Here is a 17,696-nt window from a genome sequence, read left to right on the forward strand (position 1 = left end):
GAGCATCGTTAGCGCTAACGCGTAAGCTTTAACGCCCCAATTCTGCAAAGTCTAGCACCTGATGCCTCAATCGTCTGCCGCTCTTTTGGCATACCATTTGCATCATAAATGATGGCCAACTTCACAATATGGTAGCATGGCATGAGATGCTTTTTTAACAGGTCACAAACGCATATCACAGAAAGAACAAGTCGCAACGGGCGCCCCCATGAAAGACTTTGACGCGCCCCACCTGAATGTACTCCATGGTGAAAAATTCATCGAACCTAAGGTCATCGCCAACAATGACAGCCGCGTGACGGTTCTTTCAAAAATCCGCACAAGCTTTGGCTCAAGACGGCCCCCTGTGCAACATCACGTGAAGCCTTGGATCGTGAGTTCTTGCTCTTAAGCTTCCAACTCTGAATCCCAATACAAAAAGTCGATCCAACTGTCATGCAGGTGGTTTGGCGGAAATTTACGTCCGACATTGCGCAATTGCTCGCATTCCGGCGCACGCGGTGTTTTGCGCAGCTGCATTCCGATCTGACGCAGAGATTTTGACCCTTTACGCAGATTACAGCGCTGACAGGCCGCAACGACATTTTCCCATGAAGTGATACCGCCCCGTGCACGTGGAATTACGTGATCAAAGGTCAGATTGCCCATCGAACCGCAGTACTGACAGCAAAATTCATCCCGTAAAAATAAATTAAAGCGCGTGAAGGCCACGCGCTTTTGAGGTTTGACATAATCTTTCAGGACGACAACAGACGGGATCTTAATCTCATGTCTGGGACTGCGCACCACTTGATCGTATTCGGCAACGATTTCGACACGATCCAACCAAACGGCTTTGATCGCCTCCTGCCATGGCCACAAAGACAAAGGATAATAGGACAAGGGACGGTAATCCGCATTGAGTACCAAAGCGGGATGCGCCTTGCGGATATTCGGTTCTCTTACAAAATCGGTTCGAAACTCACTGTCCATCTGTACTTCCAATCGCACCTCTTGCACATATGCCAAGGCTCGGGCGTCTTTGGTCAGGCGCGCGTCCTAAACATACCCTCACTATATATCGGGGATGGTAGCTGGCAAGACCCCTGTATATATGATCGATATGGGGTGCATAATAAGACCTGTGTGATGACGTCTGTGTGACAGAGTGCATAAAAAAAGATCGCATGGTAATCCATACGATCTTTGATTTGCTACGGTGTGACCAAAACCGGTACACCGGATATATCAACCGAACCTAAAGCTGTTCGCAGCTAAATTTTAACGACGCTTGTCTTCGACGCGGACGCGAATTTTACGTGGCTGCTGCTGAGGAACATACGCGACGCCAGCAATCAGTAAAACAGATACGGCGCTCAAAGTGATAATCAGGTCCATGGGACTCTCCTCCAACTGGTTCTTAACAAAATGGTAACAATGTGGCGCAGATCGTCAAGCGGTTCTGTCTGTAATCCGCGAAAAACCTAAAATTATTGTAAATAACGTTAGGTAACTTGAAGGCACCAGTCATTTCCATGTCAAAGCGCGCCCACCTCAACAGTCTTGCGTTATAGGTTTATTCGTAACCAAGCCGTTCGCGCAAGAAAGCCAAGGCCACGGAAAGCCCCTCTGGGTCGATTCCATGAGCCGTACCTTCCATAGAATGCGCATAGACTTTCTCAAACCCTGCGGCCTCTAATGCTTGCACGGCATCCGGCATAGACTGCGGTGGCACAACATTGTCTTCATCGCCATGGGCCAACAGAATTGGCATTTTTACGCGCAATTCATCTTCTAGCATCTCAGGTTCTAGCAAACGGCCCGAAAAGCCAACAACACCCGCAACAGCATCTTCGCGGCGCGGGGCGACATGCAGCGCCATCATGGTGCCTTGTGAAAAGCCAACCACGGCCATCTGTGCAGGTTCAAGATCAAGATCGACAAGAATATCGTCCAAATAGGCGTTCAATTCATGCGACGCGCGTTCCAAACCCACCCGCGATTCCTCTTCCGATGAACCATCAATCCAAGGAATCGGAAACCATTGAAATCCACCGGGCGCGCCGGCACAAAGTTCCGGCGCATCTGGGGCATAAAAAATCGTGTCAGGCATATGTTCGGCCATTGGGTCAGCCAGCCCCAAAAGGTCCGCGCCATTGGCCCCGTAACCATGCAAAAACACCACAACGGAGTGGGCGGATCCAGATTGGCTTTCTTTCATTTTATGGTCGAGCACAGACATCAACGTATTCCTTCACGGGTTTTCTCAACACGGTAATAGGCCCATAGAAGCCGCGCTGCAACTGATCTATAGGGAGCCCAATCTGCTGCCATGGCGCGCATTTGTTTTTCATTCGGGCGGGTGTCCAATTCAAACAAGATTTTAGCGGCCTCTTGCAGGGCCAAATCATTGGCAGCAAAGACATCCGCATGGCCCAGCGAAAACTTGGCATAGATTTCTGCCGTCCAGCGCCCAACGCCTTTGACTTGGGTCAGCACAGTTATGACCTCATCCGTTGAGGCGTTGCGCAGCGCGTCAAAATCAATCCGCGCCTCAGCTAAAGCTCTGACATATTTCACTTTAGGCCGCGACAATCCACAAGCACGCAATTCGTCATCTGTGGCGGCGCACACAGCGGATTCGGTGTGCAACTGAGCATCCACAAGCCGTTGCCAGATGGCCTTGGCAGAGGCCACTGATACCTGCTGAGAGACAATCGTCGACATCAATTCTTCAAAACCATCTTGGCGCAACCGCAAAGGCAATTGCCCTGTCATACCGTAAGCTTTGGCAAACTGCGGGTATTTGTCCGCCAAAACAGCGGCATCCGCATCCACATCTGCCTGACAGGTGATGCGCCTCATGCGAATTGCTCGGCCCATTCAAGCGCATCACAAATCTGTTCGCGCCGCTCTATCCCTTCAGGCGCTTCGGGGCGTGTCATCATCGCCACTTGAATACCCAAAGCACGCGCGGCGGCCAGTTTGGTTTTACCACCTGCCCCGCCTGCGTTTTTCACCACAAGCCAATCAGGTTTGAGCCGCGCGAACATGTCACGTTCATGAGCCTCAGAAAACGGCGGACGCCCGATGATCCATTCGCCCGTCCCTAACGGAAACGGTTCTGTCGGCGCGTCAATCACACGACACATCAGATGGCGATCTTGCAACGGGCCGTAATGATCAAGGCTTTGACGTCCTGTCGCCACAAACACCCGCGCGCCTTTGGGGATCAACCGATCCAAATCCGCGTAAGTATCCGCGCGGTGCCAAGAATCACCAGTGCGCGAAATCCATTGGGCACGTTCAAAGCGCAAATATGGCAGGTCGCGCGCTTTACAAATCTGCGCCGTGCGGGCGGTGATTTTATCGGCAAAGGGATGTGTGGCATCGATCACGGCCGTGATGTTTTCACCGATCAAAAAGGCCTCGAAAGCCTCAGCCCCGCCAAAACCGCCGATGCGCGTGGGCACCCCCAAATCCATAGGATGACGCGTCGCCCCTGCCAAAGAGGCTATACAGGCGATGCCGGCGTCTTTCATATAGCCCGCCAAGTTACGCGCCTCGGCGGTGCCCGCGAGAAGTAGGATCATAGAATTGGTCTTTCTTAAGAAGCTGTGGCCAAAATGGCGCCTGCGCGGTCAATCACCACAATGTCATACTGAATAGCTGTGCCATCACAACCTGTTTTGAACCGCGCATTGACAGTGTCTAAGGCTGTTTCAGCCACAGCCTTTGCAAAGACAGGCCCAGCGATCTGACTGGCTTCAAGGGCCGTATTGGCAGAGGCAATGTCTGGCATATCAAGTCGCGCCGCCCAAAATGGCAAATCCACTTGGCCACGCTTGGAGTGCAAATCCATCTCACCTTGAGCGAGCTTTGCAATTTTGCCGATCCCCCCGCCAATAGTGACACGCGGCACGGGATGTTTGACGATATATTTCAGCATTCCGCCGACGAAATCGCCCATATCCAACATAGCTGCATCAGTCAGCCCATGATGCGCTTGAACAATGCGTTCAGACGTGGCCCCTGTGCAGCCAGACAAATGGGTTAGACCTTCGGCGCGCGCCACATCGACACCGCGATGAATAGAGGCAATCCAAGCGGCACAAGAAAACGGCCGCACAACACCTGTGGTGCCCAAAACAGACAATCCGCCCAAAATACCAAGGCGCGGGTTCCATGTTTTCTGAGCAATTTTTGCGCCATCGGGAATAGAAATGGTGATCTCGACATCAGGGCGTTGCCCCAAACGTGCGGCCATCTCGATGACTTGTGCTGTCATCATCTCGCGCGGCACAGGGTTAATCGCGGGTTCGCCCACGCCAATCGGCAGGCCTGCTTTGGTCACAGTGCCCACGCCCTCGCCCGCTTTGAACACGACACCACCATTTGAGCGCGAAACTCTGGCGCGAATTTCGGCCCCATGGGTGACATCAGGATCATCGCCGGCATCTTTGATGATGCCAGCCTCGGCCCAATCCGTGCCATGATCGATCCCAGACGCTTTATAAGACAAGGCAAATTCAGGCCGTTCGCCCTTTGGCAGCGTGATGCGCGCCTTATCAGGAAAGCCTTCGCCCCACAGCTGCATCAACGCCGCACGGGTGGCGGCGGTGGCACAAGCGCCCGTGGTCCAGCCGCGGCGCAATGGTGTGGGTGTATGTGTCATTGTGCTGACTATAAAACGGGCCTGTGACGAATTGCTATGCGTTTTCTTGTCCAAAGGCCAAGCAACTGCATCTGACGGGTCTTTCCTAGACCTGCGTGCTGCGTCATAAATCGCATATGACAGAATCAACACTCACTTTGCCCACAGGCAATTGGCCCGAGATCAAACCTGGATGGGTTTGGCTATGTGGCGCAGGCCCCGGTGACCCCGGTCTTATGACAATGCATGCTGTGAATGCGCTGCGCCAAGCGGATGTGATTGTATATGACGCATTGGTCGCGCCTGAGATTTTAGAGTGGGCGCGTGATGACGCTGAAAAAATATATGCGGGCAAGCGTGGAGGCAAACCCTCTGCCAAACAGATCGATATTTCTCTGACCTTGGTGGAATTGGCACAGCAAGGCAAACGGGTGATGCGGCTCAAAGGTGGCGATCCTTTTGTCTTTGGTCGTGGCGGCGAAGAAGCGCAGACCTTGATCCAACACGGGATCAATGTGCGTATTGTTCCTGGCATTTCGGCGGGCATCGGCGGTTTGGCCTATGCGGGTATTCCTGTGACCCACCGTGATGTGAACCAAGCCGTCACCTTTGTCACGGGCCACGATCAAACTGGCGAAGCGACGAAGACGCTTGATTGGGATGCTTTGTCACGCGCCTCAGGTGTCTTGGTCATCTATATGGGCATGAAACATGCGCCCTCTATTCGTGCAGGCCTGCTTGGGGCCGGACGCGAAATGGATGAACCCGTTGCGATTGTGTCCCAAGCGACGACACCAAACCAAAAGGTGTTAGAGACCACTTTGGGCGCAATGCTGGACGACATCGCCAATACCGAAATGGGGCCGCCCGCGATTATCTGCGTGGGGCGTTCCGTTTTGATGCGTCAGGTGTTGGATTGGCAGGCTTTGGAGCGGGGCGAAAAACCACGCAATCTGGACCCTTTGGGACGCGGCAAACCCGCTGAGTTGCGCGATTGACCCGTGCCGTCTTGATCGCCGCCCCCAGCTCTGGATCTGGCAAGACCACGTTGACTTTGGGAATTTTGCGCGCGCTGACGCGACGAGGTCATACTGTACGTGGCGCAAAATCAGGCCCTGATTATATCGACCCACGCTTTCACGAAGCCGCCTGCGGGCAACCCTGTTTCAATCTGGACGCTTGGGCGATGGGTCCAAGCCGCCTGAAATCCCTTGCGCATTGTGATTCAGACACGACTTTGATCATCGAGGGCGCGATGGGGCTGTTTGACGGTGCGCCAAGCCTTGATCCCGCCTTGGATGGCAAAGGATCTTCGGCCGATTTGGCGCGTCTCTTTGATATTCCGGTGATCTTGGTGATTGATGCGGCGCGTATGGCGCAAAGCATTGGTGCGGTGGTGGCAGGATTTATTGCTCATGACCCACGCATCAACATCGCGGGCATCATCTTGAATAAGGTCGGATCACAGCGTCACCGAGATATGCTTGTGCGCGCTTTGGCCCATGTGAATGTGCCTGTTTTGGGCGCGGTGCCGCGCAGCGCTGATATTATTCACCCCGATCGTCATCTTGGATTGGTTCAAGCCCAAGAGCGTCATGATTTGGATGCTTATCTAAACACAGTGGCAGACAGCCTTGCCGCTCATGTCGATTTGAAATCTATTTTGTCGCTCGCGAGTGATGTCGCCCCTGCCCCGACGCATGCCGCTTTGACACCACCAGCCCAAACCATTGCCGTGGCACAAGATGCTGCTTTTGCCTTTGCCTATCCGCATCTTTTGGCAGATTGGCGCGCTCAAGGTGCCGAGGTGTCGGTCTTTTCGCCTCTCGCAGATCAAGCACCGCCCGCAGTTGAGTTGACCTATTTGCCCGGTGGCTACCCCGAATTATATGCCGGTCAGCTGGCGAACAATCATCATTTCATGCAGGGCCTGCGCGAAGCCGCCGCGCGTCGCGCCGTTTACGGCGAATGCGGTGGCTATATGGTTTTGGGCGATGGCATGATCGATGCCACAGGTCAGCGGCATAAGATGGCGGGGCTTTTGGGGCTAGAGACTTCCTTTGCAACACGCAAATTACACTTGGGGTATCGCGCGGTGCAATCAGATTGCGGGCCGTTCCAAGGATCATGGCGTGCGCATGAATTTCATTACGCCTCCACGTTGAAAGCCTCAGGCAGACCTTTGTTCAAGGTCAAAGACGCTATGGATCAGGAATTGCCTGACACAGGATTGATCAACGGCTCGGTGTCAGGGTCGTTCATGCATTTGATCGACCGCGTATAACGCCGAATGATCACAATTGTGATGCCCCATACGCACAATTTGTCACGTGTTTTTTGCACATAAAAACGTTACACACATAGGCCTGACGCCTTGGCCAAAAGAAGTTTCATCATGATAAGCTCTATTTTACCTGCCGATCACGCCCGCGCCAAACGCAATGTCTATATCTTGGTGGCGGCGCAAGCCTTTTTGGGTGCGCAGATGGCAATGATTTTCACCATCGCTGGGCTTGCGGGACAATCTTTAGCGTCGAACCTGTGTTTCGCGACCCTGCCGATCACAGCGACTGTGCTGGGATCAATGCTGACAGCGACGCCGATGTCAAACATCATGCAAAAACATGGGCGCAGGGTCGGGTTTTTCATCGGCGCTGGCGCTGGCGCGCTAGGGGCAGCCATTGGCGCCATCGCTTTGCTGCAACAAAACTTTTGGTTGTTCGTTGTCGGTGGTTTGTTCACCGGCATATATCAATCATCCCAAGGCTTCTTTCGCTTTGCAGCCACCGACACGGCCTCAGAAGAATTTCGTCCCAAGGCGATTTCTTATGTGATGGCGGGCGGATTGGCTTCGGCCATCATCGGACCGCAATTGGTTAAGCTCACATCGCAGGCCATGGTCGTGCCGTTTTTGGGCACCTATTTGGCAGTGATCGCGATCAATATTATCGGCTCAATGCTGTTTTTATTCCTCAACATTCCCAAGCCCCCTGTGGCCAAAGAGGGCGAAAGCCTTGGGCGAACAAAATGGGAGCTGTTGAAAACACCACGTATTGCCGTGGCGATCATCGTGGGCATGGTGTCTTACGCTTTGATGAACCTTGTGATGACCGCGACACCTTTGGCGGTTGTGGGCTGTGGATTCACCCAAAACAATGCCGCCGATGTGGTGTCTTTTCACGTCTTAGCGATGTTCATTCCCTCGTTTTTCACTGGTTCCTTGATTGCACGTTTTGGGGTCGAAAAAATCATGGCCACCGGATTGGCCATTTTGGGCGTGGCTGGTCTTGTGGCGCTGTCGGGCATATCCCTTGGCAACTTTTTTGTCGCACTTGTGTTCCTTGGGATCGGTTGGAATTTTGGCTTTATCGGAGCCACAGCGATGTTGTCATCGTCGCATGAGCCATCAGAGCGTGGACGCGTTCAAGGCATGAACGATCTGCTGGTGTTTGGCGGCGTGACATTTGCCTCGCTGGCCTCAGGTGGGTTGATGAACTGCTCGGGCGGCACTGCGCAAGACGGGTGGAGCGCCGTGAACCTTGCGATGATTCCGCTTTTAACCTTGGCGGGGGCAGCCCTGATTTGGCTATGGATGCAGCCAAAAAAGGCGTAACAGCTTATAGCTAAGCAAAAATAGGCAAAAACTAAATTTGGTCTAGCCTGTCCTTGTGGCGGGCCAGCCAAAGTGCTGACACCATCAAAGGCCCCGTGTCCAACGCGCCTTGATCGGCCAAAACCATCAACTCATCGAAGCTTAAGATCAGACTGGCGATATCTTCTTGCTCAGATGCCAAACCACCGATGCCAACCACGCCATCAGGCAGATCAGCAATGCCCACGTAAGAGGTGACATATTCCGTCAACGCGCCCGGGGAAGGGTAATAGCCGCTTACGAGATGCAAATCCCGCAAGGCAATCCCCGCTTCCTCCATGGCTTCACGCCGCGCCGTTGTGACCTCTGTTTCACCTGCATCAACGCGACCGGCAATAGGTTCAAGCAACCACGGCTGTGTGTCACCGCGCACGAAAGGGGCAACTCGAAATTGTTCAATCAGCATCACGCGTTGGCGGACAGGGTCATAGGGCAAGACAGTCACAGCATCGGCAGACACAAAAGCTGCGCGATCCATCGTGGCCGAGGTGCCGCCATCAAAACGTGTGTGGCTTAGTTTCAGATCCTCAACAGCGAAAAAATCGGAATAAGGATAGGCTTTGGCATGAACATTGACCGCATCCAGTCCACGACCACGCCGCCGCAAAGATGTGCCCTGCCCCATTGGACGCCCCATGCCAGCCCTCAGACGACTATCGGCGCGCACCAAAATCATGCCGCGCCGTTGTGCGACCTCTTTGGCGGGCTCAAACGGCATATACGCCAGAACTTCATGCGCGGCGGCGGTGATCAAATCAGCCGTTAGCTCAGACTCTGATCCATCCAAGACCTCGCAGAGATAGGCAAGCTCGTCGTTTGAAAAACGCCCTTTGAGCGCTTCAAACGCTGAATTTACGACCATTTGCGTCCTACTTTTTCGACAATCCAGCCCCCGAACAGGCCGCCAAATACCAATACGATCAGAATATCCCACTTCAGCAACAATAAAAAGTGTTTGCCCATCAGTTCGACACAATTTGTCAGTGCATGCATCGGGCCGTCGTAGCGTTTACGCAATGAGCGGCGGATCATTTCTTCGAATGAAAAATAAAACACACAGTATAAAACGAGCAGAAATATTGCAGTCAGGCCATATCCGTAAGCTGCACGCATCGAATCGCCTGCGCGCCTGCCTGCAAAGGTCCAACCGACCAAACCGCCGAACCCCGCACTGATCAACAGCAGTTGGCCAACCTGCGACCCTTCAGGAAGATAGGGAATAACCAATTGTGCCGAGAACCAGCCAACGAGGGCGTACCAAAAGAGAGCTGCGAGTTTGGGCGCTGTGGGCATGAGTTACCGATCCGGTTTGGACATTGTGATCTGTGTTACGTCGCAATTTCCACTGTGAAACGTCGCAGCGCAAGAGGTCAGATAAAAATTCCACATTTTACGGAACTCTGTGTCAAATCCGAGCGGTTCAATCTGGTCCCAATTGGCATTGAAAGCCTCATACCAGAGCCGCAGTGTTTTGCTGTAGCTTTCGCCGAATTCTTTGGATGTTTCAAATTCCAATCCAGAGGCAGCGATCTGCGCGCGCAAAACAGTCGGACTTGGCAACATGCCACCCGGAAAGATGTGCTTTTGGATAAAATCGACGGACTTTCGGTAAATTTCAAACCGGCGATCTTGCACAGTGATAATCTGTAACGTGGCGCGGGCTTTCGGTTTCAAACACCGCCGAACCGTGTCAAAATAGACTGGCCAATATTTCTCGCCAACGGCTTCGAACATCTCGATGGACGCGATACCGTCATACTGGTCAACCTCGTCGCGATAGTCTTGCAACTTGAGAGTCACCAGATCAGTTAATCCAGCTTTTTCAATGCGATCCGTCGCAAAGTTAAACTGCTTTTGCGAAATGGTCAGCCCCGTTACCCTCAAACCACGATGCTTGGCAGCATATTCTGCAAATCCGCCCCAACCACAGCCGATTTCCAACACGTGATCCCCAGCTTTCACGCCCATTTCATCCACCATAGAGCGATATTTGGCGATCTGTGCGTCAGAAAGGCTTTGTGTATTGGTTTCAAACAAGGCCGAAGAATAGGTCATACTGTCATCCAACCACAGCCCGTAAAACCTATTGCCCAAATCATAGTGATGCGAGATGTTTTTGCGGGCTTGGCGCTTGGAATTTGAATTTAACCAATGGCGCAGACGCTCAAAGGCGCGCACCATTCCCATGCCCGGAAAGCTGTCATACATCTCGTCATTGTCAGCGTGGACCAAATCCATGAACGCCTGTAAATCAGGTGTATCCCAGCCACCTTGCACGTAATCTTCGCAAAACCCCAGATCGCCTTCGCGAATGAGGCGCGCAAAAACATCATCGTTTTTCAACACAACCACGGCGTGCGGGCCGTCAGACAGACCTTTGGCGCGAAAAACACGCCCATCGGTGAGCACGAAATCAAGTTGACCCCGCTCTAATCTGCTGATCATCGCAAAGGCTTGAGCAAAATAACGCGGCAGATTGCTTTGACCCTTTGTGCTGGTCAAAACCTCAGTATCGTCAAACGGTGTTGCAGCATAATCAAGCATAATAGCCCCTTTTTCGGTTGTCGGTCCCACCTGTTCTTCAAAGGATGTCCCGTCAAATTTATCATATTTTGCGCGACACGTCGCGTGGCAGCCTTAATTTTAAGCGGATTTTGGCAAAGCGCTGTATGCATCAAGCGCACGAAGTCGCCCTTCGCTCAAAGGTGCTATGGGCTTTGGATATCGATCTTGCGGTGCCAAAGCCCATGATTTTGGAATGGCGTCATAATAGCTAAGTGCCGTTTCACTAGGATGAGATTGGCCTTCGGCAAGCCATCGGGCCAAATACACACCCTGCTTGTCGAATTTCTCGATCTGACCATCAGGATTAAAGATACGAAAATAAGGTGACGCATCTGGGCCGCAGCCCGCAACCCATTGCCAGCCCAACGCGTTCGCAGCGGGATCCCAATCAATCAAACAGTCCTCGAACCAAGCGCGCCCCACACGCCAATCGGTCATCAGATGTTTGGTCAAATAAGAGGCTACGATCATCCGCGCGCGGTTGTGCATCGTGCCCGTTACATAGAGTTCGCGCATGGCGGCATCGACAAATTTGATCCCTGTTTGCCCGCGCTGCCATCGTTCGACCTCTGGGCGCGATACATCCGTATTCCACGGGAAATCCCCCCAATGCGGGCGATAATTCTCGGTCGGCAAATCAGGGCGATGATATAACAAATGATAGGCAAACTCGCGCCAGACCAGTTCTTTCAAAAAATGCTCTGCCCCAGCGGCCCCCTCTTCCAGCGCCCGTAGGCCCGCCTGCCAGATTTGGCGGGGCGAAATTTCGCCGTAAGTCAGGTTTTCAGACAGGCCAGAGCATACGGGCTCTGCCGGAAAATCACGGCGGGCTTTGTAATGGCCTATATGGTCTTCGATAAAGCGCGTCAGACGCGTTTGGGCTGCATCCTCACCCACGTGAACGTGGCGGATTACGACATCTGCCCCGCGTTTCATGGCGGCCCCAAGATGCCAGTCTTCTAGCGCTTCACTTGGCGGCATGGGCGCAAATTTCAAAACTGGAATTGGCAAAGCCGCATCTACATTACGATGTTTGACCGTGTTCCAATAGGGCGTGTAGACCTTGTAGAACCCGCCCTGTTTGGTCTCAACCGACCACGGCTCAAACAACAAATGCCCCGCAAGAGAATGAGCCGCAATATCATGAGCCTGCAGATTGGATTTCACATCGGTGTCACGCGCAATACATCCTGCATCATATAAGCGCGACCAAAACACCGATGTTGCGCCTGTCTCTTGGGCAAGCTGCAGCAAAATATCGCGCGGATCACCACTGCGCAGCACCACGTCACCGCCAAGCGCTTTCAGTTGATTTTGCAGATGCGCAAGGCCCAGCCCCATGCGCCACTTGGGCGCGGCCCCCAAAACGTCAACAACGCCATCACGAACGAACACAGGGATCACATCGCCAGCACGCACCGCCGCACATAGTGCTGGGTTGTCCGCAAGCCGCATATCGCGCCGTATCCACCACAGTGCCGTCATCAATCGCCCCAGTCGTAACCTGTTGTTTTAAAGGTTACGCAAGCGTGATGTGATTGGATCACTTTGACAAGAGATTCAGGTCATTAAGACCCATACGGGTTAAAAACACTAAGCAACATCTTCACGATCTTCGGCCTGTGCCGCCCACATGGCACTGTATTTTCCGTGACGTTCCAGCAACTCCTCATGCGTGCCGCGCTCTGTCACCTGACCTTTTTCCAGCACCACGATCTCGTCTGCATCGGCCACAGTGGACAGGCGGTGCGCGATGGTTATGACAGTACGCCCCTCGCCCGCAGCTTTCAAAGCCCCCAAAATATCGCGTTCGGTTTGGGTATCTAGCGCCGACGTGGCCTCGTCCAGCAGCAAAATCGGCGGATCTTTCAACAGGGTGCGCGCGATGCCCACCCGTTGTTTTTCGCCTCCGGAAAGTTTCAGCCCGCGTTCGCCCACTTGGGTCTCATAGCCATTGGGAAGACTTAGAATAAAGTCGTGGATTTGCGCTTTTTTGGAGGCCGCAACAATTTCGTCAAATGTTGCATTGTCTTTGCCGTAAGCGATATTGTAGCGCACGGTGTCATTGAACAAAACAGTGTCTTGCGGCACCACACCGATGGCAGCGTGCAAAGAGGTTTGCGTCACATCGCGCACATCTTGGCCATCGATCAACAAACTGCCGCCAGAGATATCGTAAAAGCGAAACAGCATGCGCCCGATGGTGGATTTACCCGCACCAGACGGGCCGACGACAGCGACCTTTTTGCCAGCCGGCACAGACAGGTCTAGCCCACGCAAAATGGGGCGTTCAGCATCATAAGCGAAATCGACGTTATTGAATTCAAGTGCACCGCCTGCGACCCGCAAAGCTTTGGCATCCTGTGCATCCACCACTTCCGCAGGCTGGTCTAACAGACCGAACATTTCTTCCATATCGACCAAAGATTGGCGAATGTTACGGTACATAGACCCAAGGAAATTCAGCGGCATAGTGATTTGGATCATATAGGCGTTGACCATCACAAAATCACCAACGCTCATTGTCCCGTTTTGCACGCCCATAGCGGCCATAACCATCACACAGACCAAACCAGAGGTGATGAACACAGACTGGCCAAAATTCAAGAACGCCAAAGAATATTCGGTTTTGACCGCCGCTTTCTCATAGGCCGCCATCGCGGTGTCATAACGAGCGATTTCGCGGGCATCTGCGTTGAAATATTTGACCGTCTCGTAGTTCAGCAAGCTGTCGACGGCCTTTTGATTGGCATCATTGTCTTGGTCGTTCATTTCCTTGCGAATTTTGACCCGCCATTCGGTGACCTTAAACGTATACATCACATAGGCCGCAATCGTAATTGCGACGACCAAAAGATAGGAAAACCCAAAAGCGCGCCACAAGATGAGCAAAACCATGCCAAGCTCTAGGATCAACGGAAACACGCCGAACAGCATGACGTTGAGCAAAAAGGCAACGCCTTTGACGCCGCGCTCGATGATCCGGCTCAAACCGCCGGTTTTACGGGTCAAATGATAGCGCAGCGATAGGGCGTGAATGTGCTGGAACGTCTGCAAAGCCAATTGGCGCAGTGCGGCTTGGCCCACAGGGGCAAAGATCGCATCGCGCAACTGTTGAAACCCATTGGTCATCAAACGCGCCAACCCGTAGGCCACCGTCAATCCAACCGCGCCGAACACCAACATCATCTCAGGCTTATCCGCGATATCTCCGCTAAGCACATCCACCGCGAGTTTATACAAATAAGGGGCCGTGACAGAGATGACTTTTGCCGAAATCATCACCAGCAAGGCCAAAATCACGCGCACACGCGCAGGGCTATTGTTCTTGGGCCACAGGTACGGCGCCACTTGTTTGACCACGGACCATCCGTTTTCGGGACCTTTAGAACTGGTGATCGACGGGCGTGGTGACATAAAGCTGCCTTTCAAAATGAGGTGGCGCCAGCGGTATCCAGCACGAATGACGGGCTAAAACCAAACAAGATGAGGTATATAGGCGCTGCCCCAGTCTATAAACAGGGGCAAATGACGCGCCTGCCCCTGTTTTTACTAAAATATCGATATGCAAAACGTGCAGAGGTTATTCGTCGGGCAACACAAACACCTGTCCGGGATAGATCAAATCAGGGTCACGTATTTGGGCCACATTGGCGTTGAACACACGCGCAAACAAAAATCCATCGCCGTAGGTTTCAGAGGCAATCCCCCAAAGCGTATTGCCCGGCTGCACAGTGACGGAAGCAATCCGCGGCTGAGGTGCATCTTGTGTCGCCCTATCAGAACGCGCGGCCCGTGCGGTTTCGGTCTGGCTGCCTGCTTCAGTAGTCATCACTTGATCTGCAACCGGTTCCGTGCTCTGCGCAGCCCCTTGCGCCAAACGCTCTAGCACAGTGACATCTTCGCGTTTGAACGGAATTTCAACGCGGCTAAGCACTTTGCCAGCCTCATCCACCATATCTGCACGCAAAGAATATATGCCAGTCGCGACATCCATTTTCGCACGCCACTGACCATCAGTGCCCACGGTTGTGTCCATCAAGGCCGCATTGTTCAGATACAACCGCACAGTCGCGCCCGCCGTGCCACGCCCAGACGCAAAGACAGCGCCATCGGGATCATAGGTGATCGCGTCGATACTGACGCCTGTGAGGGGCGCTGCCGATTGCAAGATTTTCACACCGGTCTCATCGGCCACCATTACGGTAGGCGCTGCGGGCGTTTCATTTGAAACTGTGGTGCTGACAGGCGGGGTCTCTGGTAAGGTTTGCGTTTTTGCCGCCTCGGTTTCGGTCACTTCCGCAACATCAGAATTGGCCTCAGTGACAGGATCAATCTGCGCGGTTTCGACAGGTTCCGGTGCCTGAACAGGCTTAAAGGGCGCGATGACGATTGAACTGCTGGCAAAGACGCGGGTCTCGCCCTTTTGCGCTGCGATCTGCATCTCGCGCGGGTGATCGACCGCAGGGATATCAAACAACGCAACATAGTCGCCGCTTGCGCCTGTTGTGACACGGGTCAATTCAACCCCATCAATAAAGATCAGAATATCCACGTCAGAATCCGCGCGACCAGCAACGGTGGAAATGCCCTCTGGCGGAATACGCACGATATCGACCGTGGGCACAGACAGATTAGGCACAGCGGCGTCAAGGGGACTGTCATTCGGTTTCGGTGTCGGGTCTTGTGCGACGTCTTGAGGTGTAGCAGCACTAAGCGCGGCTGTTGCCGTTCCACTGTCTACAGCTTGGTCAATGTCTGCGGGCACAATTTCAGGCGCAGTTATGGCGAGCGTTTCTGTCGGCGTGGTATCAACAAAATCTTCTTGCGCGGGAGCATGCTTGGGCTGAACAGGAGCCTCCATAGGCTGCAACACAACGGGTGGTTCAACAGGTTTAGACGCCACAACCGCAGGGTTTGGCACCGAATCTACGTTGTGACCTTCCTCGTTGCCACCTTCAGTAACGGTTGCGCTTACGTCAGGCACCGTCATTTCGACCAATGCATCACCAGTGGTTTCGTCAACGGGTGGCGGTGCTGACATACTGACTGTTTCGACTTCACCTGGCACGGCAGCGTCGTCGCTTGGCGCGGCTATATAGATGACATATCCTATTGCGACTGCAATCGCGATCGCAGACGCCCCCGCGACAGGTAAAGCCGCTGACCCAAAAGCCTGTTTGAAAGGCATAGTGTTGTTCCCGTTTCCCTAAGTCCCCTCATCTTTTGAGAGGGGTTGAGCCACGGTAACAATGCGCCTAACAAGGGTCAAAGACTTCCTTGCCCAATCTCTTGCCAAAGGACCGTAAAATGGCTGATTTTTCCCTTTCTGTCTGTGTTTTTTGCGGTGCGCGCTCTGGCGGCGATCCTGTCTACGCTGAGACTGCTGCAAATCTTGGACGCGCGATTGCGGATCAAAACTGGCGTTTGGTCTATGGGGCCGGTGATGTTGGACTGATGGGCACTGTTGCGCGCGCCACGCAAGAGGCCGGTGGGGCGACCTTTGGTGTGATTCCTGTGCATTTGCTCAAACAAGAGGTCGGCAAAGCCGATTTGTCGACATTTGTTGTCACTGAAAACATGCATGAGCGCAAAAAAGTCATGTTCATGAACTGCGACGCCATTGTGGTCTTGCCCGGTGGAGCTGGGTCTTTGGACGAGTTTTTCGAGGTATTGACATGGAAACAAATCGGCCTGCATGACAAACCGATCTATTTGTTGTCCGTGAATGACTACTGGGCCCCGCTTGAGGCCTTGATCGATCACGTGATTTCAGAAGGCTTTGCCTCTGAGATCAACAAAAGCTTTTATAAAACAGTCTCTTCCGTTGAAGAGCTGACAGCAGATATTTTATCTGTACGCGCCTGACGGTCCGCACGCCAAGCGGTCCATGTGAACAGGGCAAGACCTGTCCAAATCATCGGTAAGGCGATCATATGCGACGGTGTTATCACCTGACCGAACACCCAAACGGCGATGATCATCTGCAATGTCGAATTGTGGTAATTGCCAAGCCCAAGTACGATCATAGACATACGGCGCGAGGCGATTGAGAACAAAATCAACGGCACGCCTGTGACCGCGCCAGCAAGAATCAGCAAAACTGTGTCGCGGATCGTCGCCCCGAAAACCCCTGACGCCTGCGTCTCTGTGCCGCCCCAACCCCAGATTTCAACTCCGATCAAATAGATCAATGCGAAAGGCGCCAACAGTGCGGCTTCAGCGGCCATAGAAATCACCGCCCCCACAGCCAAGCCCTTTTTGATCGTGCCGTATATGACAAAACTGCCCGACATGGTCAAAGCAAGCCAAGGCGCCGCGCCAAGGCCGATCGTTAATACGACAACAGCAGCCAATCCCAACAGCATCGAGATATATTGCAGCCCCTTTAAGCGCTCGCCAAAGATCATAACCCCAACGCCAGCCGCCATCAACGGAAAGATGTAATAGGCCAAGGAGGCCTCAAGCGTTTGATCGGATTGAATAGCATAGATGAACAAAAACCAATTGAGCGACACGAGTATCGCTGCTGGCGCGATCCGGTACAGCCCCTGCGCGCCGCTTTTGGGATGCAGTAAAAACAGCAGCTCGCGCGTGCGCCCTTGCAAGGCAATAATAGCGCCAAACATGACAAAAGACCAAAAGGTACGATGCGCCAAAACCTCAAGCCCCGGGACGTGATTCACCTCGCGGTAATACAGTGCTGAGATGCCCCATAGGGTGTAGGCCAAGAAGAGAGCGAGAAATCCGGTTTTACGATCTGTCATAGCATCAATTGGCGTGAAAGACTGCCAGCATGCAAGAATAAATGGTATACCAAAATAGCCCAGATGCGCACAGCCCTTC

The 17,696-nt window shown here is 53.2% G+C and carries 17 protein-coding genes; 5 read left to right on the forward strand and 12 right to left on the reverse strand.

Annotated elements, in window-relative coordinates:
* Positions 1-208 precede the first annotated feature (208 nt).
* A complete protein-coding gene (locus KO497_RS05020; RefSeq protein WP_215942875.1) occupies positions 209-391 on the forward strand; it encodes a hypothetical protein in 183 nt (60 codons plus the stop codon).
* Here KO497_RS05020 and KO497_RS05025 read toward each other — a convergent pair.
* The 5 genes from KO497_RS05025 to KO497_RS05045 form a co-directional block, all read right to left on the reverse strand.
* On the reverse strand, positions 388-972 hold the full coding sequence (locus KO497_RS05025) for an HNH endonuclease (protein ID WP_215943028.1): 585 nt from the start codon (positions 970-972) through the stop codon (positions 388-390). The two genes, KO497_RS05020 and KO497_RS05025, sit on opposite strands and share 4 nt — an antisense overlap.
* 583 nt (positions 973-1,555) lie before the next feature.
* The gene (locus KO497_RS05030; RefSeq protein WP_215942876.1) at positions 1,556-2,221 is read right to left on the reverse strand and encodes an alpha/beta hydrolase; all 666 of its coding nucleotides are present in this window, start codon (positions 2,219-2,221) and stop codon (positions 1,556-1,558) included.
* Positions 2,221-2,844 (reverse strand): DNA-3-methyladenine glycosylase family protein, encoded by a 624-nt coding sequence (locus KO497_RS05035; protein WP_252729523.1) that lies wholly within the window; start codon positions 2,842-2,844, stop codon positions 2,221-2,223. The genes KO497_RS05030 and KO497_RS05035 overlap by 1 nt, the downstream gene beginning before the upstream one ends.
* Positions 2,841-3,572 (reverse strand): cobalt-precorrin-6A reductase, encoded by a 732-nt coding sequence (locus KO497_RS05040; protein ID WP_215942878.1) that lies wholly within the window; start codon positions 3,570-3,572, stop codon positions 2,841-2,843. The genes KO497_RS05035 and KO497_RS05040 overlap by 4 nt, the downstream gene beginning before the upstream one ends.
* 14 nt (positions 3,573-3,586) lie before the next feature.
* On the reverse strand, positions 3,587-4,654 hold the full coding sequence (locus KO497_RS05045) for a cobalt-precorrin-5B (C(1))-methyltransferase (protein ID WP_215942879.1): 1,068 nt from the start codon (positions 4,652-4,654) through the stop codon (positions 3,587-3,589).
* Positions 4,655-4,770: 116 nt separating this feature from the next.
* Between KO497_RS05045 and cobA the strand changes: the two genes are divergently transcribed.
* The 3 genes from cobA (at position 4,771) to KO497_RS05060 (ending at position 8,246) form a co-directional block, all read left to right on the forward strand.
* Positions 4,771-5,631 carry a uroporphyrinogen-III C-methyltransferase gene (gene cobA, locus KO497_RS05050; RefSeq protein ID WP_215942880.1) on the forward strand — a complete coding sequence of 287 codons (861 nt, stop codon included), beginning with the start codon at positions 4,771-4,773 and terminating at the stop codon, positions 5,629-5,631.
* Positions 5,628-6,917, forward strand: coding sequence for a cobyrinate a,c-diamide synthase (locus tag KO497_RS05055; RefSeq protein WP_215942881.1), 1,290 nt, complete (start codon positions 5,628-5,630; stop codon positions 6,915-6,917). The genes cobA and KO497_RS05055 overlap by 4 nt, the downstream gene beginning before the upstream one ends.
* A gap of 111 nt (positions 6,918-7,028) precedes the next feature.
* The gene (locus tag KO497_RS05060) at positions 7,029-8,246 is read left to right on the forward strand and encodes an MFS transporter (protein ID WP_215942882.1); all 1,218 of its coding nucleotides are present in this window, start codon (positions 7,029-7,031) and stop codon (positions 8,244-8,246) included.
* 31 nt (positions 8,247-8,277) lie between these two features.
* Here KO497_RS05060 and KO497_RS05065 read toward each other — a convergent pair whose 3' ends face one another.
* From KO497_RS05065 to KO497_RS05090, 6 genes are all read right to left on the reverse strand, one after another.
* Positions 8,278-9,147 carry an NUDIX domain-containing protein gene (locus KO497_RS05065; protein ID WP_215942883.1) on the reverse strand — a complete coding sequence of 290 codons (870 nt, stop codon included), beginning with the start codon at positions 9,145-9,147 and terminating at the stop codon, positions 8,278-8,280.
* Entirely contained in the window at positions 9,138-9,578 is a 441-nt protein-coding gene (locus KO497_RS05070; protein ID WP_215942884.1) for a TrgA family protein, read from the reverse strand. Before KO497_RS05070 ends, KO497_RS05065 begins: the two co-directional genes overlap by 10 nt.
* Positions 9,579-9,581: 3 nt before the next feature.
* On the reverse strand, positions 9,582-10,829 hold the full coding sequence (locus KO497_RS05075; RefSeq protein WP_215942885.1) for an SAM-dependent methyltransferase: 1,248 nt from the start codon (positions 10,827-10,829) through the stop codon (positions 9,582-9,584).
* Positions 10,830-10,928: 99 nt separating this feature from the next.
* Positions 10,929-12,335, reverse strand: a complete 1,407-nt coding sequence (locus KO497_RS05080; protein WP_215942886.1) for a cryptochrome/photolyase family protein — start codon at positions 12,333-12,335, stop codon at positions 10,929-10,931.
* Positions 12,336-12,443: 108 nt separating this feature from the next.
* Positions 12,444-14,267 carry an ABCB family ABC transporter ATP-binding protein/permease gene (locus tag KO497_RS05085; RefSeq protein WP_215942887.1) on the reverse strand — a complete coding sequence of 608 codons (1,824 nt, stop codon included), beginning with the start codon at positions 14,265-14,267 and terminating at the stop codon, positions 12,444-12,446.
* 166 nt (positions 14,268-14,433) lie between these two features.
* Positions 14,434-16,041, reverse strand: coding sequence for a LysM peptidoglycan-binding domain-containing protein (locus tag KO497_RS05090; protein ID WP_215942888.1), 1,608 nt, complete (start codon positions 16,039-16,041; stop codon positions 14,434-14,436).
* A 119-nt stretch (positions 16,042-16,160) separates the two neighbouring features.
* Here KO497_RS05090 and KO497_RS05095 point away from each other — a divergent pair, with 119 nt between their 5' ends.
* Positions 16,161-16,718: a TIGR00730 family Rossman fold protein gene (locus KO497_RS05095; RefSeq protein WP_215942889.1), complete on the forward strand. Its 558-nt coding sequence runs from the start codon at positions 16,161-16,163 to the stop codon at positions 16,716-16,718.
* Here KO497_RS05095 and rarD read toward each other — a convergent pair.
* Complete coding sequence (rarD, locus tag KO497_RS05100) at positions 16,658-17,617, reverse strand: EamA family transporter RarD (protein WP_215942890.1); 960 nt, start codon at positions 17,615-17,617, stop codon at positions 16,658-16,660. The two genes, KO497_RS05095 and rarD, sit on opposite strands and share 61 nt — an antisense overlap.
* Between the last annotated feature and the right edge of the window lie 79 nt (positions 17,618-17,696).

It is taken from the genome of Pacificibacter marinus (genome assembly GCF_018860665.1).
In the GTDB taxonomy this organism is placed as follows: domain Bacteria; phylum Pseudomonadota; class Alphaproteobacteria; order Rhodobacterales; family Rhodobacteraceae; genus Celeribacter; species Celeribacter marinus_A.